The sequence below is a fragment of the Paenibacillus sp. FSL E2-0177 genome, assembly GCF_037992975.1.
Classification (GTDB): Bacteria; Bacillota; Bacilli; order Paenibacillales; family Paenibacillaceae; genus Paenibacillus_AQ; species Paenibacillus_AQ odorifer.
Window position 1 is genome coordinate 358,319 of the sequence record NZ_CP150307.1, and the last position, 24,258, is coordinate 382,576.

20 protein-coding genes are annotated in these 24,258 nt (G+C 46.1%); 15 read left to right on the forward strand and 5 right to left on the reverse strand.

Features of this window, described 5'->3' with window-relative positions; all coding sequences use genetic code 11:
• Positions 1 to 63: 63 nt before the first annotated feature.
• A complete protein-coding gene (locus tag MHI25_RS01595; RefSeq protein WP_076101172.1) occupies positions 64 to 648 on the forward strand; it encodes a 50S ribosomal protein L25 in 585 nt (194 codons plus the stop codon).
• Between the two features lie 65 nt (positions 649 to 713).
• Here the strand turns inward: MHI25_RS01595 and MHI25_RS01600 are convergent, their stop codons facing one another.
• Positions 714 to 3,026: a UvrD-helicase domain-containing protein gene (locus MHI25_RS01600; protein WP_340395646.1), complete on the reverse strand. Its 2,313-nt coding sequence runs from the start codon at positions 3,024 to 3,026 to the stop codon at positions 714 to 716.
• A gap of 310 nt (positions 3,027 to 3,336) precedes the next feature.
• On the opposite strand from MHI25_RS01600, the gene MHI25_RS01605 reads away from it, so the two are divergent.
• From MHI25_RS01605 to MHI25_RS01620, 4 genes are all read left to right on the forward strand, one after another.
• Positions 3,337 to 3,483: a hypothetical protein gene (locus MHI25_RS01605; RefSeq protein WP_340394850.1), complete on the forward strand. Its 147-nt coding sequence runs from the start codon at positions 3,337 to 3,339 to the stop codon at positions 3,481 to 3,483.
• A gap of 170 nt (positions 3,484 to 3,653) precedes the next feature.
• Entirely contained in the window at positions 3,654 to 3,968 is a 315-nt protein-coding gene (locus MHI25_RS01610; RefSeq protein WP_340394851.1) for a hypothetical protein, read from the forward strand.
• Between the two features lie 227 nt (positions 3,969 to 4,195).
• Positions 4,196 to 5,032, forward strand: a complete 837-nt coding sequence (locus MHI25_RS01615) for a DUF6492 family protein (RefSeq protein ID WP_076185557.1) — start codon at positions 4,196 to 4,198, stop codon at positions 5,030 to 5,032.
• A gap of 2 nt (positions 5,033 to 5,034) precedes the next feature.
• Positions 5,035 to 6,414 (forward strand): sugar phosphate nucleotidyltransferase, encoded by a 1,380-nt coding sequence (locus MHI25_RS01620; protein ID WP_340394852.1) that lies wholly within the window; start codon positions 5,035 to 5,037, stop codon positions 6,412 to 6,414.
• Between the two features lie 546 nt (positions 6,415 to 6,960).
• On the opposite strand, the gene MHI25_RS01625 is transcribed toward MHI25_RS01620, so the two are convergent.
• Positions 6,961 to 7,833 (reverse strand): Cof-type HAD-IIB family hydrolase, encoded by an 873-nt coding sequence (locus MHI25_RS01625; protein ID WP_076124725.1) that lies wholly within the window; start codon positions 7,831 to 7,833, stop codon positions 6,961 to 6,963.
• Positions 7,834 to 8,139: 306 nt separating this feature from the next.
• Here MHI25_RS01625 and MHI25_RS01630 point away from each other — a divergent pair, with 306 nt between their 5' ends.
• Positions 8,140 to 9,381 (forward strand): DUF445 domain-containing protein, encoded by a 1,242-nt coding sequence (locus MHI25_RS01630; protein WP_076220722.1) that lies wholly within the window; start codon positions 8,140 to 8,142, stop codon positions 9,379 to 9,381.
• A gap of 440 nt (positions 9,382 to 9,821) precedes the next feature.
• On the opposite strand, the gene MHI25_RS01635 is transcribed toward MHI25_RS01630, so the two are convergent.
• Complete coding sequence (locus MHI25_RS01635) at positions 9,822 to 10,961, reverse strand: glycosyltransferase family 4 protein (protein ID WP_076278946.1); 1,140 nt, start codon at positions 10,959 to 10,961, stop codon at positions 9,822 to 9,824.
• A 181-nt stretch (positions 10,962 to 11,142) separates the two neighbouring features.
• On the opposite strand from MHI25_RS01635, the gene MHI25_RS01640 reads away from it, so the two are divergent.
• Complete coding sequence (locus MHI25_RS01640) at positions 11,143 to 11,919, forward strand: YheC/YheD family protein (RefSeq protein WP_232061115.1); 777 nt, start codon at positions 11,143 to 11,145, stop codon at positions 11,917 to 11,919.
• On the opposite strand, the gene MHI25_RS01645 is transcribed toward MHI25_RS01640, so the two are convergent.
• Positions 11,912 to 12,727 carry a hypothetical protein gene (locus MHI25_RS01645; protein WP_076220534.1) on the reverse strand — a complete coding sequence of 272 codons (816 nt, stop codon included), beginning with the start codon at positions 12,725 to 12,727 and terminating at the stop codon, positions 11,912 to 11,914. The two genes, MHI25_RS01640 and MHI25_RS01645, sit on opposite strands and share 8 nt — an antisense overlap.
• Positions 12,728 to 13,007: 280 nt before the next feature.
• On the opposite strand from MHI25_RS01645, the gene MHI25_RS01650 reads away from it, so the two are divergent.
• From MHI25_RS01650 to yfcE, 5 genes are all read left to right on the forward strand, one after another.
• The gene (locus tag MHI25_RS01650) at positions 13,008 to 15,512 is read left to right on the forward strand and encodes a PAS domain-containing hybrid sensor histidine kinase/response regulator (RefSeq protein WP_280753335.1); all 2,505 of its coding nucleotides are present in this window, start codon (positions 13,008 to 13,010) and stop codon (positions 15,510 to 15,512) included.
• Positions 15,509 to 16,132, forward strand: coding sequence for a C39 family peptidase (locus MHI25_RS01655; RefSeq protein WP_280753334.1), 624 nt, complete (start codon positions 15,509 to 15,511; stop codon positions 16,130 to 16,132). The genes MHI25_RS01650 and MHI25_RS01655 overlap by 4 nt, the downstream gene beginning before the upstream one ends.
• A gap of 107 nt (positions 16,133 to 16,239) precedes the next feature.
• Entirely contained in the window at positions 16,240 to 18,195 is a 1,956-nt protein-coding gene (gene pulA / locus MHI25_RS01660) for a type I pullulanase (protein ID WP_340394853.1), read from the forward strand.
• Positions 18,196 to 18,446: 251 nt separating this feature from the next.
• The gene (locus tag MHI25_RS01665; protein ID WP_076124710.1) at positions 18,447 to 19,931 is read left to right on the forward strand and encodes a glutamate synthase subunit beta; all 1,485 of its coding nucleotides are present in this window, start codon (positions 18,447 to 18,449) and stop codon (positions 19,929 to 19,931) included.
• Between the two features lie 125 nt (positions 19,932 to 20,056).
• Positions 20,057 to 20,605 (forward strand): phosphodiesterase, encoded by a 549-nt coding sequence (gene yfcE, locus MHI25_RS01670; RefSeq protein WP_076220270.1) that lies wholly within the window; start codon positions 20,057 to 20,059, stop codon positions 20,603 to 20,605.
• 13 nt (positions 20,606 to 20,618) lie between these two features.
• On the opposite strand, the gene MHI25_RS01675 is transcribed toward yfcE, so the two are convergent.
• Complete coding sequence (locus MHI25_RS01675; protein ID WP_076275960.1) at positions 20,619 to 20,918, reverse strand: AsnC family protein; 300 nt, start codon at positions 20,916 to 20,918, stop codon at positions 20,619 to 20,621.
• A gap of 300 nt (positions 20,919 to 21,218) precedes the next feature.
• Here MHI25_RS01675 and MHI25_RS01680 point away from each other — a divergent pair, with 300 nt between their 5' ends.
• From MHI25_RS01680 to MHI25_RS01690, 3 genes are all read left to right on the forward strand, one after another.
• Positions 21,219 to 22,247, forward strand: a complete 1,029-nt coding sequence (locus tag MHI25_RS01680) for an agmatine deiminase family protein (protein WP_076220272.1) — start codon at positions 21,219 to 21,221, stop codon at positions 22,245 to 22,247.
• A gap of 53 nt (positions 22,248 to 22,300) precedes the next feature.
• Positions 22,301 to 23,176, forward strand: a complete 876-nt coding sequence (gene aguB, locus MHI25_RS01685; protein ID WP_076124702.1) for an N-carbamoylputrescine amidase — start codon at positions 22,301 to 22,303, stop codon at positions 23,174 to 23,176.
• Positions 23,177 to 23,405: 229 nt separating this feature from the next.
• Positions 23,406 to 24,221: a transporter substrate-binding domain-containing protein gene (locus MHI25_RS01690; RefSeq protein ID WP_340394854.1), complete on the forward strand. Its 816-nt coding sequence runs from the start codon at positions 23,406 to 23,408 to the stop codon at positions 24,219 to 24,221.
• Positions 24,222 to 24,258 lie beyond the last annotated feature (37 nt).

Sequence of the window (24,258 nt, forward strand, 5' to 3'; positions counted from 1 at the left end):
ATTATATGGTCATGTTACACTTGGTGTGACAAGAATTTATGGTCAAAGAGAGCGGGAAACCCAATGAATAAGTTTATTCAATTCAACACACGTAAGACTGACACCAAGTCCAACATCAATCAGGCGCGTAAGCAAGGACGTATTCCGGCTGTATTATATGGTATTGGTAAAGAGACTCTGACGTTGGAAGTGAATGAAAAAGAACTTCTGGACATTCTCAAAAAGAATCCGCGCGCAATTCTGCAAGGTAAGGTATCGGAAGAGCTAGAGGTTCCGGTCGTGGTTCAGAACATTCAGAAGGATACCCTGTCCGGCAAAATTCTGCATATTGATTTTCAACATGTAAATATGAAAAAGAGCATGGACAGCAAGGTGACTATTCATTTTGCAGGTGAAGCCGTAGGGATTAAAGCAGGCGGCACGCTTCAGGTTGAAATTTATGAAGTGGAAGTTCGCTGTATGCCTGAAGATCTTCCTACCTCCATGGAAGTGGATATCAGCGGACTGGATATTGGCGACCAGTTGCTCGTCTCTGATCTGATCTTCAAGGACGGTATTGAAGTTTTGACCGAACCGTCAACCGTAATGATCCAGATCAAGACTGTGCATGAAGAAGAGGAAGAAGAAGCGGTAGTAACTCCAGCTTAAACATATATTTTTATAAAAAAGGCAAGTTTCCAGGGAAGAGGAAACTTGCCTTTTTTTGCGTTGAATCATACAGGAACTTCTCGTTGGTCCTTTGCCATAGGGGAACTACATAACGGGCAGGGCTTTGAGGTTAAATGATCCTCAGCTCCGCCCGCTTTCATGCGTGTCCAGCCAGGACAGGTACTGCTGGTACAATTCCATACCGCAACGACATGGGTTCTTGTCGCAGTTGTCCGGCTGGTAGGTAAGGATCTTGTTGTCACTGTTCTGCTCACCGTAGTCGTTGCTGTGGAAGAAACGGCAGAGCGGAAGGCTGATAACATGAAGCGGGAGACCTCTGCTTTTTTGCCTCGATGCCTCGCAGGTGAACTGATAAATAGCTCTTCCCGGGCTCTAGTAACAGCTACGTAAGCCAGTCTTCGCTCCTCTTCCAGGGCAGCCAAGCTTGAACTTCCACTATTTGCAGCGGCCAGCTTGCGGTCCTTGAGCCGGTCGCCCTCCAGGGCGGAGCTATGCGGGAGAATTCCTTCAGAGGCTCCAATCAAAAAGACCACAGGAAACTCTAATCCCTTGGATTTGTGAATGGTCATAAGCGCGATCCGATTCCCTTGTTCTTTGGTGCTTGGCTGACGATTATGTTCATTACGTTCAGTAACATTATCTATGAAATCCAGAAAGGCAGGGATACTATCAAATCGCTCTGCAGACGATTCTAGTTCATCTAGCATTTCTTTTAACGTCTCGCGATGTAAGGTTGCTTGATGCCGCTCATTCGCTTCGATGAAATAATCATAGAATTGCGTGCGGATCTGGCGGATCGCTTGGACTGGGGTTAACTCGCGCATATTGCGAATTAGATCCAGCCGCTCTCTAAGCTTAGTGCCCTTGAAATCCTCCATGCCGGGCATGGACAACAGATGGATTAGTGGGCCTTGCTTTGGTTGTCTGGCTTCCATCTGCCGGATGTGATTCATACCTTTTTCACGGTTCATATATAGAGTAGGCAGGATGTTCTCCATAGCCGCGAAATTCCGCCGATTCACGGAAAGACGCATATGATCCACGACCGGGGAAATTAGCCAGTGTTCGTACAGTAATTGGCCTTCTCCATAATCAATATAGGGAATATCGCGTAAAAGAAGTAATTCCAGAACGGCCCGGTTGCTGCTGGACGCTCTATATAACATGGCGAAGTCGCTATATTCTCTTTTGCCGCTCGAAACCTCGTTTAAAATATGCTCAACCATCTGCTCAGCTTCCTCGTCTGCTGTCTGCGGACGCATATACCGGGGCTGACTCCCGCTGCCTTTGGCAGCTTGCAGGGTTTTGGAACGCCGGCGCGTATTGTGCCGGATAATACCGTTGCCGAGTCCGACTATAGCTGGACCAGAGCGGTAATTAATATCAAGTGTAATAACCCTTGCTCCCGGGTACAGCTTCTCGAATTCCAGAATGAATTCACTGCGTGCCCCGTTGAAGGAATAAATCGTCTGGTCATCGTCGCCAACCACCATCAGATTATGCTGCGGGTGAGCAATCATTTTGACTAACTCGTACTGCAGGGCATTGGTATCCTGAAACTCATCCACCATCACGTATAGATATCTCATCTGCAATTCCTGTAAAAGCGTAGGACGCTCCTTTAGCATCCGATAGGCGATTAAGAGGACATCGTCGAAGTCGATTTTGAAATTGTCTAGTTTCCATTGTTCGTAGATTTCCAGAATGGATTTCATTTCTTTTTCAGCGGTGGTTCCTTCAGGCAAGCCTTCTACGGTACCCATGTTCATCTTGCAGGAAGAGAGCAGGGAGAGTAGCGTTTCCGGTGGATAGGCATCCTTAGGTAGCCCGAGCTCACGCATGATTTGTTTTAGCAGGATGTGCTGGCGCCGCGTCTCACTGAAAATCTCTTGCTGCAATCCTTGTCTGCGCAAGAAAAATAAGAAAAAGGAATGAAACGTGCGGGCCTGCAGCCGCGCGACGTCCGCTGGGCCTACTCCCGGTAAAAGGGCGATCCGTTCGCGCATTTCAGCCGCAGCTTTACTCGAAAAAGTCAGCAATAGCAGCTGACTTGGCGAGACACCGCGCACGGACAACAAATAGCCGGTTCGGCAGATCAGAACCGAGGTTTTGCCGGAGCCTGCGCCGGCCAGTGTTAGAAGCGGCCCTTTATGATGCCGTACCGCGGAAATCTGCGGACGGTTGAGCAGGATGCCACCTTCTTCCAGCCTGCGAAAATAAGCGGAGTCCTCATCCTCCCGCTTCACCAGCTCTTGGCTTGTCTGCGCTGAGGCCACAGCCGCTTGCGGGATCCGCTCACCAGTAGCTCCCAGCGGGATATTATGAAATAAAAGCTTATTCAATAGATTCACCTTCATTATTTCTGTATAGAGTGATCTCAACAAATCTAGTTCTATGATGTTTGAGTTCATCTTAAAATGTGCCGAAAATTTAGCCAATCTACAATATACCATCCCAGGCTTTTTACTGCACAGGAAAAGTGTTGGATATTGAGCCAGTAAAAATCTGGGGATTGGTGTGGGAGTGGGACACAACGGTGGTATAAATCCCGTAGATAGGCTGGAATGTGACTGCGTGGGCGGAATGTGCGGTATAAATCCCGTAGATTAGGTGGGATGTGGCTGACGTGGGCGGAATGTACGGTATAAATCCCGTAGATTAGCTGGAATGCGGCTGCGTAGACGGAATGTACGGTATAAATCCCGTAGATTGGGTGGAATGTGGCTGCGTGAGCGGAATGTGCGGTATAAATCCCGTAGATTGGATGGAAAGTGGCTGCGTGGGCGGGATGTACGGTATAAATCCCGTAGATAAGCTGGGATGTGGCTGCGTGGGCGAAATGTACGGTATAAATCCCGTAGATTAGCTGGAATGTGGCTGACGTGGGCGGAATGTACGGTATAAATCCCGTAGATTGGGTGGAATGTGGCTGCGTGAGCGGAATGTACGGTATAAATCCCGTAGATTAGCTGGATTGTGGCTGCGTGGGCGGAATGAGGGGCAAAAACGCCCTAGAAAAGGGCAAAACCGCCTCCATAAGCAAAAAGAGAAGCATATATGCCCTAGAAATGAGCAGAAGAGGAGCAGCGACGTGGAAGAGAGGCAAAAATGCCCTAGAAAAGGGCAAAGCCGCCTCCATAAGCAAAAAGAGAGGCATATATGCCCTAGAAATGAGCAGAAGAGGAGCAGCGACGTGGAAGAGAGGCAAAAATGCCCTAGAAAAGGGCAAAGCCGCCACCGTAAGCGAAAAGAGAGGCATATATGCCCTAGAAATGAGCAGAAGAGGAGCAGCGACGTAGAAGAGGGGCAAACCCACCTCCATAAGCGAAAAAATGGGCATATTTGCCCCAGTAAAGGGCGCCGGGTGCAGGTCTGCTTCTATTTTTATAATATAAAAATTTCTGCCCGCGCATCGCAGGCTTGTCCAGCGCACATTTGCCACTCTCCTGAACAATTCTGTGATGCCCATTCCCTTTTCCTATCATGCTCATATCCTAAAGCAAAAACATGATATGGAGATGACCCTATGCCCTCGCCCAGTAAGGCCCGCATCAGACATGCCGTTACTATAGATGTACTGATTCCCGCGATTGAAAAAGATTTACAGACCCTTCCCCATGTGATTGACGCTGTTAGAAAGCAGGTTAAGCATCCCATCGGCCGGATATTAATTGTTGCTCCCAAAAAGAAACGGATGATTGAGTTCTGCCGCACAAAAGGCTGTACCTTTATTGACGAGAATACGGTGCTGCCGATTACGAAAAAAGACATTCATTACCGCTCACGCACCTGGGAACGTTCCGGCTGGCTATTCCAACAGCTGCTGAAGCTGAATGGCGACAAGCTCTGCACGGCGGATTATTTTTTGGTCATTGATGCCGATACCGTTCTGATCACCCCCCACCATTTTCGGGCGAATGGCAAGACACTCTTTTACAGCCGGAACTGGAGCCAACCACAGTATTTTGTAACCTATAGGAAACTCATGGGCCGCAAGGTGACCGCAAAATCATCATTTGTGACCCATTATATGCTGTTTGAACGCAGTCAATTGGCTCAAATGAAAAGAGAGATAGAAGCAAAACACCAAATGCCCTGGTATCGAGCTATTTTACACAGTATGAACCGCTCCAAGCAATTTGCCTTTTCCGAATTCGAAACCTATGCCAATTACCTGTATTCGAAGAATCGCGAGGGAATGAAGATTCAAAAAGCGCGTAATAAAGGTCTCCATATGAATGCAGGACAGCTATCCAAGCAGAAAGTGAATCAGCTGGCTGAGAAGTATAGATCATTGTCTTTTCATAAACGAAAGGGGTATGTGAGAACACCGGGGGCTAAATCTAGCGCAGGGGGGCGATAGGGTTGCAGATCGTACTCCTTTCAGGGGGATCGGGGAAGCGGTTGTGGCCGCTATCAAATGAGATCAGGTCAAAAGCTTTTTTAAGGCTGCTTCCAACAGAAGCTGGCGGTGTGGAGTCGATGATCGAACGGGTATGCAGAGGGCTGGAAGAAGTAGGTTTGTTGGATTCAAGCTGCATTGTGACTCATCGCAGTCAGGTGGAGATTACTCGCAAATCCGTTGGTGCTCAAGTCCCTTTATTAGCAGAGCCGCAGAAACGGGGGACTTTTACTGCAGTAGCTCTGGCGGCGAGTTATCTGCATTCTGTGAAGGGTATGGACTCAAAAGAGATCGTAGTGGTCATTCCGGTGGATTCGTATGTGGAGGCTTCTTTTTTTAAGCAGCTTCATCAATTTCCGAGTGTGCTTGCCGAATCACAAGCGGACATTGCTTTGATTGGTGTTTTACCTGAATTTCCTTCTACACAGTTCGGTTATATTCTGCCGGGTGAAGGGTCTGGGGTAGGGGGGACGTCTTTTTTAAATGTTAAGCAGTTTGCAGAGAAACCGAACGAATCGACAGCCGCCGAGTTCATTTCTCAGGGAGGACTGTGGAATTGCGGCGTGTTTTCCTGCTCATTAGGGTACTTGCTCTCAAGTATGGTCGAACGGGATCTTCCAGTAGATTACATGGAGTTTATGGAGCATTATGATCAATTGCCAGAACGAAGCTTTGACTATGAGGTGCTAGAACACACGCGGCGTGCGGTAGTCATCCCCTATATTGGGGTGTGGGCGGATATTGGCAGCTGGGATGCACTTGTTCCCCATTTGCAAGGAAGAGTAATTGGCAGTGGGAGTATTTCTGAGGATTCAAAAGGTACCCATTTGATCAACGAACTCTCTTGTCCTGTGCATATCATCGGCGCTCCTGGTTTAATCGTGGCGTCGGGGCCAGATGGCATTTTGGTTGCTGGGATAGAGCAGGCAAAACGAATTAAGCAGAAGCTGGAGGGCCATGCAGCGAAGCCGATGATTGAAGAAAAACGCTGGGGCACCTCACGCATTTTGGACTTCTCTCGTACGGCGGCAGGTATTGAGGTTACGACCTCTAAAATAACTATTTTGGCAGGCGAGCACACCAGCTACCATTTTCATCGGCATACTAAAGAAGTTTGGTCTTTTCTTTCTGGGAATGGAGAATACCGGATGAATGGCCATCTTCATGCGGTTGCCGCCGGGGACACGGTCACGATTCCTGCTGGTACGAAGCATGGACTGCGGGCCATTACAGCGCTCGAATTGATTATTATTGAACTGTTGGAATTTCCTGAGGTGGATGACTACGTACGAGTGTCTGCCGAATGGGAGGGGGAGGACAGCTTCCTTGATGATTTGGGATGAATGGAAAGGTAGTTCGCTTTAACCCGGAGGCAGTTGTAGACATGGGGAGATTGACCGGCTGAAGTGAAATAGATGTATTCAGTGCAACTATTTCGTGAAGTAGCGAATGTCTTGCGATTTAGATGTAGTTTGTACAGTTAAAAATGGCGAATTTTTGAGTTTTGAATAGATTTGCTGAATATAAGTGTACAGAGTGCAATTAAATCCGAATTAGCGCCTAAAAGAGGGCATTTAACTGTACGAAGTACAACTAATTCTTGAGAGGGACGGGGGATGCAATAGGCAAGCCACAGTAAGCTACAGGAAAGCGATAAGTAAGCAATAGGTAAGCCACAGTAAGCCACAGTAAGCTATAGGCAAGCCACAGTAAGCTACAGGAAAGCGATAAGTAAGCTATAGGTAAGCCACAAGTAAGCTATAGGCACGCCATAACCTAAACCTAAAGTGTGATGGAAGACCCCTACCCAGCAAAAATAAACCCACAAATAGCACCGTGAGCAGAACTGCCCACGGTGCTATTTGTGCATCCGCTGCTTTATGCAGAAATTATTCTTTAGAATTTCTTTTCAAAAGATGCTCAATTCCTGCCGCGACTCCGTCTTCCTCATTACTGGTGGTGATGAATTCCGCCATTTCCTTAAGAATTGGCGCTGCGTTAGCCATAGCAATCCGGTAGCCGGCCTTCTCGAACATCGGCTGATCGTTATAACTGTCGCCCATGACAGCTACATCCGCTAGCGGGATACCATAATGGTCAGCAAGCATGGTTACACCGGAGCCTTTGTTGGCCTCTTCATGGTTAATCTCGATATTATTTACATGAGAGGCGGTAATAATTAAGCCCGGAATAGCTGCGAAGCGGGTGGAAGCTTCCTTGAGCAGCTCTCGGTTTAGAGAAAAAGCCAATGTTTTATAAATAACATTTTCCTCCTTGCTCCACACCTCTTCCATACTCTCCACATAGGTAACCGCTGCTTGTTGAAACTGTTGATCGATCATTGCTTTCAGCAGCCAGCTGACTTCTTCAGGAACTTCTTCATCGCTTAGTGCAGATAATTTCTCTAACCGTACACGTTTGTTCAGCTCTACATAAACGTTATCCTCAGTGTATACCTCGTAATACAAGTCCGGAATTTCGTTCATCCAGCGCAGAGCGGGAATGATGTCTGCTTTATTCAGCGGCGTGCTTGCCGCGAGGGTGCGATCAGATAATGTGACGACTGCGCCATTTAGACTGACTACAGGACATTCCAGATCCGCTAGCCGAAGCTGACGTTCTGCATCCATAAAAGAGCGGCCTGTGGCAATGATAACAATGTGACCTAGTTTCTGAGCTTTTATAATAGCTTCGCGGTTTTTTGGACTGATGTTTCCTTCTTCGTTCAGTAATGTTCCATCCATATCTAAAGCAATCAGCATATTGTATGAGCTCCTTTTCCAGGTAAAGTGGTACTTTTTAAGGGGTATTGAAACGTTACTTGTATCTTATCATTAATATTCTGAAAACCAAAAACCATTTTCATGCAACTGTACAATAATGAACGTCCAACAAGAGATAAGAGGTTTTTACAGTATATTTTTAGATAATAGTTCAGTCGTGGTACAATAGTTATCAAACTAACCGACTAGCCGAATCTATCGTCAGCTTATGTTCGTGGAACGTGACCCGACGGTATTTTTCCTGTGTAAGGACATCGGCAGCTGCTTATGTAAAGGGGACTATTTATGAGATCCAAAAACTTAGCCACCATGTCACTCGCCTTTATGGCATGTGGGTTTCTGATTACACTGTTTCTACCTGAAAACCTAGCCGTGATTCTACTGAGAGGTGGTTTCGAAGCCGGTTTGGTAGGGGGGATTGCCGACTGGTTCGCGGTAACGGCGCTGTTCCGCCATCCGATGGGGCTACGTATTCCACACACCTCACTACTGCTCAAGAATCGCGATAAGATCATCCAATCACTAATCACCGCGATGGAGACTGAGCTTCTTAACAAGGAAAGCATTGAGAACAAGCTGCGTAAGTTTGGCTTTATATCAATGGGCTCCAAGCTACTGACAAAGTTCTTTAGTAAAAAGAAGGCAAGAGTACAAATATTGGAGCAGCTTGGCGAATTCGTGTCTCGTCTTCCGGTAGAGAAGGCAGTACCGTTTCTGCAAAAGGCAGCCTCCGAATATGTTCGTGAAGCTGAGCTTGGCGTTGCGGCTGATAAAATAGTTACTAAGTTAATGAATGACGGTAAAGATGTAGCTGCTCTGGACTATGCGCTGGAAGGGGTGTCTACTTGGAGCGGACGTCCTGAAACGAAGGCTATGCTGGGCAAGATTGCCAGCGAGAAATTGGCTGAAGTGAAGCTTGGCGGACTTAAAGGTATGGCTTTTCAGGCTTTTGTCGGGTTTATGGATGCAGATATGCTTGGTGAAATGCTGCAAGGTATGTTGCAGTCCGGTATCCGCGATTTTCGGGAAGAGGATAGCCCATACCGTGAAGAGATTATCCGCGAGATTCGAGTGGCCCTGTTCCAGATTGTTAATGACGAGGCTAGACTGGCTTCATTAAAAGAATGGGCACTGAATGAGCTTGAAGGCGAAGCAGCAACCGAATTCCTGCATGCGCAATTGGAGAACATTCGCAGCAAAGCAATTTCCCTGTTGGAGGAAGATCGGGCGGCTGGCGGACGCAAGCTGTTCACGTTATATACCCTGCTTGTACGTCGTATTGGCAAGGAACAAGAATGGATCAGTAGCTGGGAAGAGCGGATTCGCGCTTCGCTAATTGCCTTTGTAGAGGCTAACCACTACAGAATAGGTCTTTTGGTAAAAGAGAATCTGGACAGCATGGATGACGCTAGTCTAGTGAATATGCTGGAAGATAAAGTGGGTAAAGATCTGCAATGGATTCGTGTGAACGGAGCTTTATGCGGGTTTGTCGTAGGGCTTGTGCTTACAGTTATTCAATTGATTTGAATGAAACTTACCTATTTATTGTAAAATCCGGAAACAAAGCAGAGCAGCGATTCTCCCGTGAGGGAGGATCGCTGCTTTTTGTTGTTGCTCATGGCCTGTCTGCATCGTGGAGTAATAATCCTCCTCTGAGGCTTAAGGACCCATATGACGTTATTTGTTAGTTCTTGGCTCTTGGAACATGTTTGCGGACTCCACTGGCGTTATTCCTATGGATGACGTTCATATGGGACATTTTTCATGCCAATAGGGGTTATAGGGTCCTTTAGCATTGCAAATGAGGGATAAAGCTGCGTTTGGGGTCAGCTGTGTCCGATAGCTACCTTGTATGCGCATATGTTACCTAATTCATTCGGAGATTGGTGTTTAGCTCAAGCAAGCTCCAAAAAGAAAGGGACCCAGCAGCCAGTTGATGGCTTAGGAGGCCCCTACTTTGGGTGAGTCTACAATTGCATTCCATCTGCAAGAGTTCTGTACCCTTGCTGTGGTGTTGCAGAAGCTTGATACAGCTGTTCTAAATGGTTTGCGGTTCGCTGCCAATTGAAGGCTTCAAGCGCATCTGCTCTCCCTTGTGATCCGATGGTAACTGCCAATTGTGGATGGCGGGCTATTCGCAGCAAATGCCGGGCAAAGGGTAAAGCCTCGCGATATCGTTCTACCAGATAACCGTTATGGCCAGAGGCGACAATCTCTCGTATGCCCCCGTTATTAGAAGCGATAACAGGTAGACCGGAGGCCATAGCTTCTACATTAACAAGGCCGAAGGATTCATGATTCTGGGAAGGGCATACAAAGCAGTCTGCCGCCTGATAAAGGGTGTGTATATTCTCATGAGCCACATTTCCTAGAAAAGTAACAGACACTCTCAGCCGCCGTGCAAGGAGCTTCAACTGCCGTATGTACGACGGTTTGCCTTTGCCGGCGATGACCAGATGAGCGGGGAGGTGTTTGTTTAAATGCGACATAGCACGTATTAATATAGGCACCCCTTTGCGGGGGATAACCCGACCAACGAACAAAACGGTAAAGGTCTGCGGGAGTCTGTAAAAACTACGAAGCTGTTGTTTTTCAGATGTCTGCACAGGGGTGAACCGATCAAGATCGGCTCCCAATAAGACAATGTGAATCCCTGTAGTCAGTTGGGGGAAGCGGCGATCCAATCTTCGCTGTAAGGAGTGGCTGTTGGCAATGATCAGATCCGCTTTTGCCAAGGCATGGGCCACTTTATCTGTACCCGGTGTGAAGGTAAGCGAGTGCAGGAACAGAAATACCGGGATATGAGGAAGCTGCTTCTTTACAGCAGACATAAGATGGGGGCGATTATCAACCTGAATGATGTCAAAGGATTCTTTCTGAATGTATTCTAATACCGAAGTAAGATAATGGGCTGGGGTGCTTGCAGGCAATCGGATAATTCTGACCTGCTCCAATATAGTGGCAGCAGGTAGTCCAGGTACCTTCCGACTTACAATGGTTACCTTATGTCTCTCCGCCAGTCTTCTGGCAATGGCCCAAATGCAGATTTCTACAGAACCGTCTCCCGGAACTGGGAACTGCTCCGGTGCAATGATACAAATGTGCATGGTTCACGCCTCCTTTTATCCGCTAATGGATATCCTCTTCCACCATATGCAACACAGTAAACAGTAGATACATCCGAAAGCGGAGAGGGCGTTTCACTCATGCCATTTGTACAGTTGCAGCATAAAATACTAAGGCTTACTAAGGCCGTGATTATTTTTTGAGGGACAGGGGAGAGGACAGTTGGGAAAGAAGTTAAAGTCTGCATTGACCAGCAAATGGATTAAAACCAAGGTGCTCATGCGAAGCGCTGAAATTTCACCGTTGATTCCCGAAACGATAAAATTCAGTAAAGTCAATCTGAAAGCTATGCTGCTGAAATATGGAATGGTTTATGTTAAACCGGAATACGGTACCTATGGCAATGGTGTGATGAAGGTTGAGCAGAGTAGAGAGGCTCATGGAACAGAATATAAGTACCAAAGTGGAACAAGACTCAAAACCTTTAGAACCTTCGACGCCTTCCATTTATCTTTAAAGAAAGCAACGCGTGGACGTAGTTACCTGATCCAGAGAGGAATAGTTTTGCTAAAGCACGGGAAACACCGCTTTGATATCCGTGTGATGGTCCAGCTCAGCCCGCAGGGCAAATGGGAAACTACCGGTCTGATCGGTCGGGTAGCTGAGAAAGGTAAGATTGTTACCAACTATCATAGCGGCGGCAAACTAACTGCTATGGAAAAGCTGCTGTCTCCTTATCTGAACGAAGCTCAGCAAGCGCAAATGCTTAAGATCCTGAGAAAGCTAGGAGAAGATACCGGACGTTTCTACCATAAGAAATATCCTGGGTTTAGACAGATTGGTGTCGATGTAGGATTGGATAGATCCATGACGCCTTGGATTATTGAAGTGAATACTAGTCCGGACCCGTATATTTTTAAACATCTTTCTGATAAAAGCATGTACCGCAAAGTAATGGCTTACCGCAGAGCGAATGAGAAGAAAAAGTCCGTTAAATGATCTGTTTCCTCGTATTTGCAATGACAGCAGAAATCTTTTGTTCTAATTCTATGATTTTTTGCTTGTGTGTTGCGATTTGGCGGTAACCGGAGACGAGTGAGGACAGAGACTGAGTGGTTAATGTAAGGTTTTGCTTGCGAATCGCTGCTTTGAAGTCACTCCAATCTGCGGAAATCCGTTTATTCAATGAGGTGACTACGCTTTTGTTTGATTTAATTGAGACCTGTGGACTATCAATGCCAGACAAGGTTTTGCGGGCATAGGTTATCTTTCGGGTACGTGTCTGTTTCGCTGCATTCAACTGATTCTGTCTGTCGCTAATTTCTTTGCGTGCCAACTGAACCAGGATCTTCATAGCATCACCTTGGGCTTGTAATACGGTATTCAACGTCTTGTTTTTAAGACCCTTGGCGATCTTGATACGCTTATTAAGCGCATTGTACTGGTCGAATAAGGGCTGATAGTGCTGTTTGCAGCTCTTAACGGTAGCCTCCAGTTGAGCTACGGTTTCTAAATCAATCTCTTTAATTTGCTTACGTACTGCAATCAGTGTTTGCTCATTATTATAGTGAAGGGTTCGGATCTGCTCCTCACGATTATTGTATTGCATCTTTAAAGTAGATAAATCATTGTACAGATTAGTCATCTTTATCCTTGTAGGACCGTCGGCAGTCGCAGCTGTTAGATCAAAAGCCGCTTGAATAGAGGGTGTTAATTCAGTCGTTGCTGCAGCAAAAGCTTCCGTTGATGTGCTTAACGATAGCAGGATCACCAGTAGTAGTAAGGGGAATGACTTTAGTGCGTTCATTAATTCGCTCCTCCTTTTGTCCGTATCCCTGAAGACAACAAAAAAGCACCCGTAGCAAAGGCAAAAGCCTTTATTACGGGTGCTTCCATCGTAATAGGTCACGAACGATATATTTATTCTTAAATATAAGTTGTTTATTTGCTAGCGTCAATAATTTAAATTTAAATATTTCCAATTTAAAATAATGCGCTAGACATTTCTTTCCCCAGTTCTCTTATCGTATACTGACATAAGAAGGTATGAGAGCTTTAGCACTAGCAACAAAGGAGGTCTGGCTTAAATGGGCAGCTCGGTAGAATTTAACGCAATTCTGGATCATGCATTTATGAGGTCTCCAGAAGGAATGGCCGTACTGTTTTCGAATAACGGCGATTTCAACTGGATAAAAGTCAATCCGGCTTTTTGCAATCTACTTGGCTTTACGGAGGCCGAGTTTCTTGCCGGGGCTCTTTTTACAGAATCGGAAAATAGAGAGGCACATTCAAAAGAGCTCTCCTATAGATTAGTAATGGACGAGCTTCAGAAATCGCCAGCGGGCAGCTGGAAGAAGGAACATTGTTTTTTAAACAAAGAAGGTCAACCCGTTTGCCTGTCTCTCATGTTCTCTGGATTAGGAGCAGAAGCAGGACAAGCCCCTTCGTATATTATAGTATACGCCGAGGATATTACGGAATTAAAGATCGCAGCTCAGGAAACGGTGGATCATCGGGATCAGCAGCAGCAAATGGAAGAACAAATTCGCCAAAGTGAACGCAATTATAGATTGATGTCTGAGAATTCGCTGGATTTAATCTCGCGTCATGCGGTCAAAGACAGTGTTTTCTTATATTGTTCTTCAGCTAGCCGTACCTTGCTTGGTTATGAACCTGAAGAGATGGTTGGGACAAGCGCCTATAATTATCTTCACCCCGATGATCTAGTTATGATGCAAGGTTTAATGGAGCAGAGTCGCAGCTCTGGCGTTATTCCGGCTGTAGCTTACCGCTACCGCCATAAGAATGGCACCTATGTCTGGTTCGAGTCGAGCAGTCGTTATACCTATGATGATGAGGGAAATGTCATGGAGATTATAGCGATTGGGCGGGAAATTACGGAGCGCAAGCAGTTCGAGTTCAAGCTTAAGGAGAGCGAGCAACGGTATAAATCATTGTTTGAATACAATCCATCTGCTGTGTACTCTATGAATTTGCATGGAGACTATTTGACTGCCAATGCGAATTTGGAGAAGTTGACCGGGTATTCGCTGGAGGAACTGATCGGAATGTACTTTGGCCCCATTGTGCATGAGAAGGACATAGAGAAGACTTTGTATCATTTTAACTTAGCCGCCCAGGGTTATCCTCAAAGCTATGATCTAACGCTTATTCATAAAGACGGACACTTTGTAGAAATTAATACTACCAATATTCCGATCATTGTAGATGACCAAGTAGTGGGTGTGTATGGGATTTCCCGTGATATTACAGAGCGCATCCGTTATACAGAACAAATTGAGAAGCTTAGCAATGAGTATACCCTTATTTTAAATGCGGTTTCAGAAGGCATCTTTGGACTCGATATGGAGGAGAAGGTGACGTTCATTAACCCTGCAGGTTTGCAAATGCTGGACTATGAACATGATGAAATTATGGGCCATCCTTATTTGGATCATATTCAGCAAATAGCGCTTGATGGGAGCCATTATCGGCCGCAGGAATCTCCACTGATGAAGGCTATTAAGTCAGGTGTATCTTATCAGAGTAAAGATGCGGTCTTGTGGCGTAAGGACGGTTCTAGCTTTCTTGCGGAATACCAGGTAACCCCTCTGTTTGATAAAGGGGAGCCGAAGGGTGTTGTTGTAGTGTTTCGGGACATCACGGATGAGAAGGAAATCATTCGGGCGAAGGAATCCGCAGAAAAAGCAGACCAGGCTAAGTCTGAGTTCTTAGCTATTATGAGCCATGAAATCCGTACGCCGATGAACGGAATTGTAGGGATGACGGATCTCCTGGCGGAGACGGAGCTTGATGAAGAACAGCTTGGATATACTGACATTATTAAGGAGAGCAGCAGCTCGCTCCTATCTATTTTGAATGAAATACTGGATTACAGCAAAATTGAAGCCGGAAAAATGATGATTGTAAATGAGCCCGTGCAGCTTCAAGCCGTATTGGACAGCGTAATCGATCTATTTACAGCTAAGGCTTTGGAGAAAAATATTCAGTTATCATGCAGCATGGCACCTGGAGTCCCGCCACTGATTATGGGCGATGCCGGGCGGTTGCGTCAGATATTGGTCAATCTGGTCAGCAATGCAATCAAGTTTACAGATCGGGGCAGTATCAGTATTTACGTAGAGCAGAAGCTGTCCGCAGATCAAAAGAAATTAACTTTGAAATTTAATGTTAGGGATACGGGGATCGGCATTCCTCTAGAGAAGCAGCATCGGCTGTTTCAGTCCTTTTATCAGCTGCATTCCTCGTTTAATCGCAAATATGGCGGGACCGGATTGGGGCTGGCAATTTGTAAAAAGCTCGTTGAGCTGATGGGCGGAGCTATCGCTGTAGAGAGCAGTGAAGGAGAGGGCTCTAATTTCTATTTCACGCTGCAGATTAATCCTGATAGTAGTAAATCTGAGATAAATGTGGAAGATACAGTGCAAACAGAAGAACGGGAGACAACAATGGAAGGGGCAGCAGCTGCAGAAGAAGAATTGGATGCCGGTGCAAATGTAATTCTACTTCCGGAGGCAACTCCACATTGTGCTCCTAAGTCTAGCCCTTTAAGAGGGGATCTATCCGAATGAAGCATGGACAGCCTCGGATTAGCAAGAAACTGCCTGCGGAGCCATATACACAGTGGGAGGTTGGGGTCGAATCCCCGTCCTCTGCATGTGGCCCAGCTACGATGGCCGCGTTAGCGGAGTATTGGAACACCCATTTAGGAGCGGACTTTATTCGGGGCAAAGGTCATTTTCCTTCCAAAGCCGCTCATATTAATTACATATACAGCCATCACGGTGGAAGACCTTGGGGGATGAGTGTGCGCCGTTTTACCAAAGGACTGAAGAACTATATCCATTCAGTGATTTTACCTAAGGATCAGCAAAAGTTACTTATTACTACGTTTTATGATTTTGAAGTATATAAAACAGAAATTGATGCCGGCCGGCCTGTGGCTGTTAAATTTGATAAGTGGTTTCGTCTGCGGTGGAGAGGTGAGTTTACTTACGACTACCATTGGGTACTAGGTATAGGATATGAGGGATTTGAGGACGGAGAGCGTGCTAACCTGATTGTTCACGATAATGGTGTGCGGTACAAGGACGGTAGAGTCACTCTAGGGAAAGAACGGCGTATTCCGTATTTTGCGAATAAAGACATTATTACGATGGTTGGGCTAGATATTGACGATGCATCGAGGTAGAGGGATTGTCCTGACAAAATAGCTTGAAAAATTTGAGTCCAAACGTTTGCACTACTTAGACGATCATACTATAATCCAGTTAATAACTGGAAAAGGGGATAGGTGCTTTGTCCGTACAAAGGGAAATGAAGGAACCCATTTATTATGGGGATCCTGCGGCTACTAGAGGGATTTCCGTGTTTGCTCAGGAGTTTGATCAGTTATTCAGCTATGATGGGGACGATCTTGGCCTAACGTACTCACCGGGGAGTTCAGCTTTTTGTTTATGGGCGCCCACCGCTCAAGAAGCGGAGCTGGTACTCTATAATTCATGGCAGGGAGCAGCAGAGTGTAAGTATTCTATGATCCGTGATGTCCGGGGAACGTGGAGAATTACAGTTGACGGTGATTTAGATGGCAAGTTCTATACCTACCGAGTACGTCTTGGAGAACAGTGGAATGAGGCGGTTGATCCTTATGCACGTGCTGTAGGAGTGAACGGTGATAGGGGAGCTATTTTAGATTTACGTAAAACAGATCCGGAACGGTGGACGGAAGATAAGCCACCCTTGGATGATCCTGTGGATGCCATCATTTATGAGCTTCATTTGCGAGACTTATCCATTCATCCAGCAAGCGGTATGACCCATAAAGGACAATATCTTGCTTTGGCGGAAGAAGGAACCCGCGGACCGGAGGGTATTCTCACTGGACTCGATCATATCGCGAACCTCGGTGTAACCCATGTGCAGCTATTGCCTGTCTATGATTATTCTACAGAGAGTGTAGATGAGACGAGGCTGGATGAACCGCATTATAACTGGGGTTATGATCCGAAGAATTATAATGTGCCAGAAGGCTCCTATGCTACAGATCCATATGTGCCTGGACTGCGTATCCGGGAACTAAAAACAATGATTCAAGCACTTCATGATCGCGGTCTCCGCGTCATTATGGATGTGGTTTACAACCATGTGTACGATGGCTATCGTGTGAATTTCACCAAGCTGGTTCCCGGCTATTATTTGCGTTACAAGCAAGACGGAAGCCTGTCGGATGGCTCTGGCTGCGGGAATGACGTGGCTTCAGAACGCTTGATGATGTCCAGCTTCATCGTGGAATCCGTAGTTTATTGGGCCAAAGAATACCATATCGATGGTTTTCGTTTTGACCTGATGGGCTTGATTGACCTCGACACGATGGAGGAAATCCGGCGTCGTCTGGATGGGATTGACCCGTCCATCATGACGATTGGTGAAGGTTGGATGATGGGGACGGAGTTGCCGATGGAGCGGCTCGCTCATCAGAAGAATGCTGCGCTTCTGCCGGGAATCGGACATTTTAATGATGATTTCCGGGATGCCATTAAAGGGAATATTTTTCTGCATGATCAACCGGGTTTCATCAGCGGAATGATGGGACTGGAGCTTGCGATAAAGGCAGGGGTCGCGGGAGGCATTGCTTATGCCCCAGGCATTGGACAATTTGCCGTGGAGCCTCAGCAAACCGTCAATTATGTGGAATGTCATGATAATCATACGTTATGGGATAAAATATTACTGTCCACACAAGGGCAGACGGACAAACAGCGCCAATCTATGCATAGGTTAGCTTCTGCGATAGTGTTCATGAGTCAGGGAATCCCCTTTGTCCATGCGGGTCAGGAATTTATGCGCACGAAAAACGGGGTAGAGAACAGCTATAAATCCTCGGTGAAGATCAACCAATTGGATTGGGAACTGTGCGCTGCTCATCAAGATGATGTGGTTTATCTGAAGCAGCTAATTGCCTTGCGTAAAGTACATCCGGCTTTCCGTATGCGAACGGCAGATGACATTCGGAATCATCTAGTATTTGAAAAAGCACCGGTAAGTTCGGTAGCGTATACATTGCGTGGCCATGCTGGAGGCGATGCGGCGAAGCATATCTATGTGCTTTTTAATGCTAATGTAGAACAGACGACTTTGCTTCTGCCACAGCTTGGTGCATGGAAAACAGTTTTTGGAGCCGATCTTGCGCAGAATCTGACGGGTAATAAGCTAACTGTAAGCGGGATTGGAATGGTAGTGCTGACGGTGGACTAGATGTTTTTTTACAGATAATTCTTCAAAAGCATGCGGAGTATTGTGCTCAATTAGTACAGTGCGCTGTGTGCTTTTTTTGCGTTGAACTTTCTTTTGAATGGATGCTCTTATTTTACATAAAAAGGTGACATTACTCATTTTCGTTAAAGATATGGGGTGCTAATATTAAGGCATTTACTTTGGCGCTTTAGAGTGGCATAACAGCAGAAAGTGACAGAGAGTACTTTTCTTTGGTAGAGAGGATGAAAGAGATGGGGAAAGCAACCGGATTTTTAGAGTTTGAACGACAGACACCCTCCGAGTGTGAGGCATTGGAGCGAATTAAGAATTGGAATGAATTCTCGATACCTATGGATGAAGAAAAGCTGCGCGAGCAAGGGGCGCGTTGTATGGATTGCGGTACGCCATTTTGTCATGTAGGACGTCTGTTGTCTGGTATGGCTTCCGGCTGCCCTTTGCACAACTTGATTCCTGAATGGAACGATATGGTCTATCGTGGAAATTGGGAGATAGCGCTGAAACGTCTGCATAAGACTAACAACTTTCCTGAATTTACAGGCCGTGTCTGTCCCGCTCCTTGCGAAGGCTCTTGTACGGTAGGGATGAATGGCAAACCTGTCACCATTAAATCTATTGAGAAGTCGATTGTAGATAGAGGTTTTGCAGAAGGCTGGATTGTGCCTGAGCCGCCGCTTCATCGCACGGGTAAAAAGGTAGCTGTAGTGGGTTCAGGTCCGGCGGGGCTTGCCTGTGCGGCACAGCTTAATAAGGCAGGACATACGGTGACTGTGTATGAACGGGCGGACCGGATTGGCGGTCTGCTTACCTATGGTATTCCCAACATGAAGCTGGATAAAAAGACTGTACAGCGCCGGGTGGATCTGCTTGCAGCTGAGGGCATTACCTTCGTAACTCGAACAGAGATCGGCCGAGATCTCCCAGCATCACAGCTCAAGGCAGAGCATGATGCTGTAGTACTGTGTGGTGGATCTACACAGGCACGTGATCTGCCGATAGAAGGACGCGATTTGCGTGGGATTCATCAAGCTATGGAGTTTTTAACGCTGAATACAAAGAGCCTACTGGATTCAGGGCTTGCCGATGGGGAATATTTATCAGCAGCAGGTAAGGATGTAGTTGTAATCGGCGGTGGGGATACTGGAACAGACTGTGTAGCCACTTCGATCCGTCACGGCTGCCGCAGTGTGACTCAGCTTGAGATTATGCCACAGGCGCCGCTGACACGTCAGTCTAACAATCCTTGGCCGGAATGGCCAAAGGTGCTTAAAGTGGACTATGGTCAGCAGGAGGCCGCTTCACTGTATCAAGAAGATCCGCGCCGTTATCTGGTTTCGACGAAACGGTTTGTCGGCGATGAGGGTGGGCAAGTGCAGGAGCTGCGTACAGTGCGCATTGAATGGACTCATAATGAACAGGGACGAATGGTACCGGTCGAAGTGCCGGGCAGTGAGGAGACCCTGCAAGCGCAGCTGGTATTACTGGCTTTGGGATTCACAGGACCCGAAGAAACTATACTGGGCGAGCTTGGGGTGGAACGCGATGAGCGGGGGAACGCCAAAGCAGAGTTCGGAGCACAAGTAACCAATGTAGAAGGTGTGTTCACAGCAGGCGATATGCGGCGCGGGCAAAGCCTTGTAGTCTGGGCTATTGACGAAGGGCGCCAGACTGCGCGCGAAGTAGACCGCTTTTTGATGGGATCCTCGAATTTGCCGTGAGTGTTAAGATATAGCGAACAGGGCGTTCCTTTGGGAACGTCCGCTTTGCGTTGTGGTATGTTCAAGGTTAAGATTATTGTCTAAGCGCATATTTAATTAAGTTAAGTTGAAAAGGAGAATACATGATGAAGTTAATGTTTATTTCCGACATTCACGGATCTTTATTTTGGCTGGAACGGGCTTTGGAAAAGGTGGAAGAAGAGCAGCCGGACAGTCTTATTATTCTAGGAGACTTTTTATATCATGGTCCAAGAAATCCGCTGCCGAAGGACTATAACCCACAAGAGGTTGCTAATAAGCTTAATGCATATAACAAAAACAAGCCGATAACCGCAGTACGTGGAAACTGTGACGCCGAGGTAGACCAAATGCTGCTGGAATTCCCGATGATGGGCGATTATGTAATGCTTTTGCACGAAGGCAGACGGATTTACGCTACACATGGTCATGGCTTTAGCATTGAGCATTTGCCGGCGCTTTCCGAGAAGGATATTTTTATTCAGGGACATACCCATATACCAGTTGCCGATGTAAAAGAGGGAGTGTATGTACTGAATCCCGGCTCCATATCGCTGCCTAAAGAGAATAATCCGAATTCCTATGCTATTCTAGAGGGCGGGCAATTTATCGTTAAGGATTTTGAAGGCAATGTGGTAAAAAAGATTACCGTATAGTGAGAGATATCGTTTAAAGGAACTCCTGAAGATTGAGAGATTGAATAAGGGAGACAACGCCGAAAGACAACATTACCAATCCGGACAGTTTGTTGAACATGAGCTGTTTCGAACGCCCTGACATTATGTTGATTCTGAACAAAGCGGTGCTCCCTGTCAAACCCATCCACCATAATGCGGAACCCAGAAAGACGCCGCTAACTAGAAACGGCATATTGGAGCTGCTATGAGACAGAAGGACGCCAGATGCCGAACTGGTCATGCGGCCGTTGCTTTTCAGTAATTCCAAGATTTGAAGATCGATGTCATCCATTGCAACCCACTCCTTTAAGCTAATTATATAAAATCCATTAGAAATGAAAATGGAATCACTAAAATAAGTAAAATTATTAAATGATATCCTGATTTATATTAAAATAATTAAATTTAGCTTCGTTGTTACGGATGAAAACTTAAATTTTTTAACTGTAAAATGGGGGCTGCGAACAAAAAAATTCCTTCCAACATTATTAATGTCCCAGGGAATTGAGCACTAGAACATATTATTGTATGATGAGGAAGGAGTTTTAAGGGTAGGACTGGCTCCAAATATATTAGTAAAGGTAGTTAACACATGAATCCTAAAGATTTGAACTATACAATGCCACCGGAATGGGGCAAGCATGAACGTACTTTTATCTCCTGGCCGGTGCAGGAATCTATGTGTTTCCCGGATAACCACGAGTCAGTGTGCCAAGGTTATGCTGACATTATCACAGCCATCGCCGAGTTTGAACCAATCACGGTCATTGTGAACCCGGAGGATGTGGAGCGGGTAGAGCATTTGGTCGGCGGACCGAATGTAACGCTGCTGCCTATTGCGCATAGCGATGCTTGGCTGCGTGATAACGGACCTACCTTTATTGTTAATAAAGAAGGACAAATGGCAGGTGTGAACTGGAAGTTTAATGCTTGGGGCGGTAAATATTCACCTTGGGATCTGGATGACGAAGTGGCTCCGAAGATTCTGGAGCATGCGCAGATCACCCGTTTTGATGCACCGCTTGTGATGGAGGGTGGCTCGATTCATACGGATGGAGAAGGCACTTTGCTTACTACAGAAGAGTGTCTGCTTAACCTAAACCGCAACCCGGAGCTGAAGCGCGAAGAGATCGAAGAGTACGTGCGGAACTATACAGGTACAGAAGCTATTATCTGGCTGAGACGTGGCCTTAGTGGCGATGAAACCGATGGTCATGTCGATAATATTGCTTGTTTTGCTGCACCAGGCAAAGTTATTATCCAGGTCTGTGAGGACCCGCAGGATGAGAACTATGAGATTACGCAAGAGAATCTGCGTATTCTGGAGAACGCTACAGATGCCAAAGGGCGTAAGCTGGAGATTATCAAGATTCAGCAGCCACCACGGGTCGATCATGACGGCAGTCGTCTGACGCTCAGTTATTTGAACTTTTATTTCGTGAACGGCGGAATTATCTTGCCTGTGTTTGGGGGCACCGCGACAGAAACGGATACACTTGCTGAGAAAGTACTGGCTGGTTTGTTCCCGGATCGCAAGATTCGTACAGTTAACGGAATGGCCGTTATCACCGAAGGCGGAAATGTCCACTGCACTACGCAGCAAATGCCTGCACAGCTATAATTGAAGGAAACTAGACGTCCAAAGGGACATTTATATACAAGGAGGACAGATACTTGAGAAATGTAAAAGTAGCTGCGACACAAATGAGTTGTTCCAGCAATATTGAGGAGAATATCAGCAAAGCCGAGACATTGGTCAGAGAAGCGGCAGCACAGGGTGCGCAAATTATTTTGCTCCAGGAGCTGTTTGAGACCCCGTATTTCTGTCAAAAAGAGAAAGCTGATTATTACGCATACGCAACAGAGCTTGAGCATAACAAGGCGATTAATCATTTCAAAGCAGTAGCCAAGGAGCTGCAAGTGGTACTGCCGATTAGTTTTTATGAGAAAAAGAATTACGCGCGTTACAACTCACTTGCTGTAATTGATGCTGATGGAACGGTGCTGGGCAAATACCGCAAGAGTCATATTCCAGATGGCCCAGGTTATGAAGAGAAGTTCTACTTTAATCCGGGAGATACTGGCTTTAAGGTATGGAACACTCGTTATGCCAAGATTGGTGTAGGCATCTGCTGGGATCAATGGTATCCAGAAGCGGCTAGAGTAATGAGCCTGATGGGAGCAGAAATTCTGTTCTATCCAACGGCTATTGGGTCTGAACCGCAGGATGGATCGATCGATTCCAAGGATCATTGGCAGACCTGTATGCTTGGACATGCAGCTGCGAATCTTATTCCAGTCGTGGCTTCCAACCGTATTGGTGAGGAAATTGATGAGGATTCGAGCATTAATTTCTACGGCTCATCGTTCATTGCAGGTCCTCAGGGCAATAAAATCGTTGAGGCTGGACGTGAGGAGCAAACCGTGCTGGTAAGCGAATTCGATCTGGATGCTTTGGAAGTTGGCCGGATCGAGTGGGGAATCTTCCGTGACCGCCGGCCGGATCTGTATAAATTGATCGGTTCTTATGATGGAGATATCACACTTTAATAGGTTTAAAGTTAAATATGCTAAAGGCATTGCTAGAGAGAATAGAATCTCTGGCAGTGCCTTTTTCTGTTTGATGGTATTTTTTTTGAGAGTGATGTACGCATAAAATGTATAAAATAATAATATTGTGTTATATAACCTTACATTATTTAGAAAAGTTAATTGTCATGAATCCTTTAATCTGTTAAAATCTCTTTAAGTTATTTCCGAAAATAGGGGGAATGGGGATATGAAAATAAAAGGTCGTGTTTTAATGTCAGTTTTTATATCATTTGTGGTGGTTGCATTGGTAGGTTGTGGAGCAAATAACAGTAAAGCTGGTAACGAATCCTCAGCGGAGAAAATTAAGTTTGCCAGTGATGCCAGCTACGCTCCTATGGAGTATATGGACACGGATAAAATCAAAGGATTCGACATCGATTTCATTAAGGCAGTTATGGAAGAAGCGGGAATAGACTATGGCGTAACGAACACAGGCTGGGAAACGATGCTGCAAAGTGTGAAGCAGGGAACGGAGTATCAAGCAGGGCTATCTTCAGTATCGATTACGGATGAACGTAAAGAAACCTATGACTATTCCATCCCTTATTTCGAATCTACCAATATGATTATGGTTAAAGAAGGCAGCGACATCAAAAACGCACTTGACCTTAAAGATAAAGTAGTTGCAATACAAGGGGCCACAACTGCAGATGACCTGATGAGCGGAATAATGGGTGTCGACAACCCTAACTTGAAACGTTTTGACAGCAATGCGGTGGCATTGATGGAACTGAATGGCGGCGGAGCCGATGCGGTTGTAGCGGATATTGCCATTGTACGTGAGTACATGAAAAACAATCCTAAGCAGAAGCTGGTGGGGATTGTAGACACGGAGAATTTCGGAGCGGAATATTACGGCATTCTTTACCCTAAGGGCAGTGAGTTAAAAGCGAAACTGGATCCGGCTATTAAGAAGGTATTGGAAAACGGAAAGTACGCGGAAATCTACAAAACTTGGTTCGGCGAAGAACCTAACCTGGATAGCTTATTGAACGCAAAATAAGGAAAAAACCTAATAAGCATGCGTAATGATAGCTATT

Excerpts from the sequence above, each read along its gene's own strand:
- MHI25_RS01650 (WP_280753335.1), top strand. The coding sequence starts at position 13,008 with ATGGGCAGCTCGGTAGAATTTAACGCAATTCTGGATCATGCATTTATG.
- MHI25_RS01645 (WP_076220534.1), bottom strand. The coding sequence starts at position 12,727 with ATGAACGCACTAAAGTCATTCCCCTTACTACTACTGGTGATCCTGCTA.
- MHI25_RS01595 (WP_076101172.1), top strand. The coding sequence starts at position 64 with ATGAATAAGTTTATTCAATTCAACACACGTAAGACTGACACCAAGTCC.
- MHI25_RS01675 (WP_076275960.1), bottom strand. The coding sequence starts at position 20,918 with ATGGATGACATCGATCTTCAAATCTTGGAATTACTGAAAAGCAACGGC.
- MHI25_RS01630 (WP_076220722.1), top strand. The coding sequence starts at position 8,140 with ATGAGATCCAAAAACTTAGCCACCATGTCACTCGCCTTTATGGCATGT.
- MHI25_RS01665 (WP_076124710.1), top strand. The coding sequence starts at position 18,447 with ATGGGGAAAGCAACCGGATTTTTAGAGTTTGAACGACAGACACCCTCC.
- yfcE (WP_076220270.1), top strand. The coding sequence starts at position 20,057 with ATGAAGTTAATGTTTATTTCCGACATTCACGGATCTTTATTTTGGCTG.
- MHI25_RS01680 (WP_076220272.1), top strand. The coding sequence starts at position 21,219 with ATGAATCCTAAAGATTTGAACTATACAATGCCACCGGAATGGGGCAAG.
- MHI25_RS01600 (WP_340395646.1), bottom strand. The coding sequence starts at position 3,026 with ATGAAGGTGAATCTATTGAATAAGCTTTTATTTCATAATATCCCGCTG.
- MHI25_RS01635 (WP_076278946.1), bottom strand. The coding sequence starts at position 10,961 with ATGCACATTTGTATCATTGCACCGGAGCAGTTCCCAGTTCCGGGAGAC.
- MHI25_RS01690 (WP_340394854.1), top strand. The coding sequence starts at position 23,406 with ATGAAAATAAAAGGTCGTGTTTTAATGTCAGTTTTTATATCATTTGTG.
- MHI25_RS01655 (WP_280753334.1), top strand. The coding sequence starts at position 15,509 with ATGAAGCATGGACAGCCTCGGATTAGCAAGAAACTGCCTGCGGAGCCA.
- MHI25_RS01625 (WP_076124725.1), bottom strand. The coding sequence starts at position 7,833 with ATGCTGATTGCTTTAGATATGGATGGAACATTACTGAACGAAGAAGGA.
- MHI25_RS01615 (WP_076185557.1), top strand. The coding sequence starts at position 4,196 with ATGCCCTCGCCCAGTAAGGCCCGCATCAGACATGCCGTTACTATAGAT.
- MHI25_RS01605 (WP_340394850.1), top strand. The coding sequence starts at position 3,337 with ATGCGGCTGCGTAGACGGAATGTACGGTATAAATCCCGTAGATTGGGT.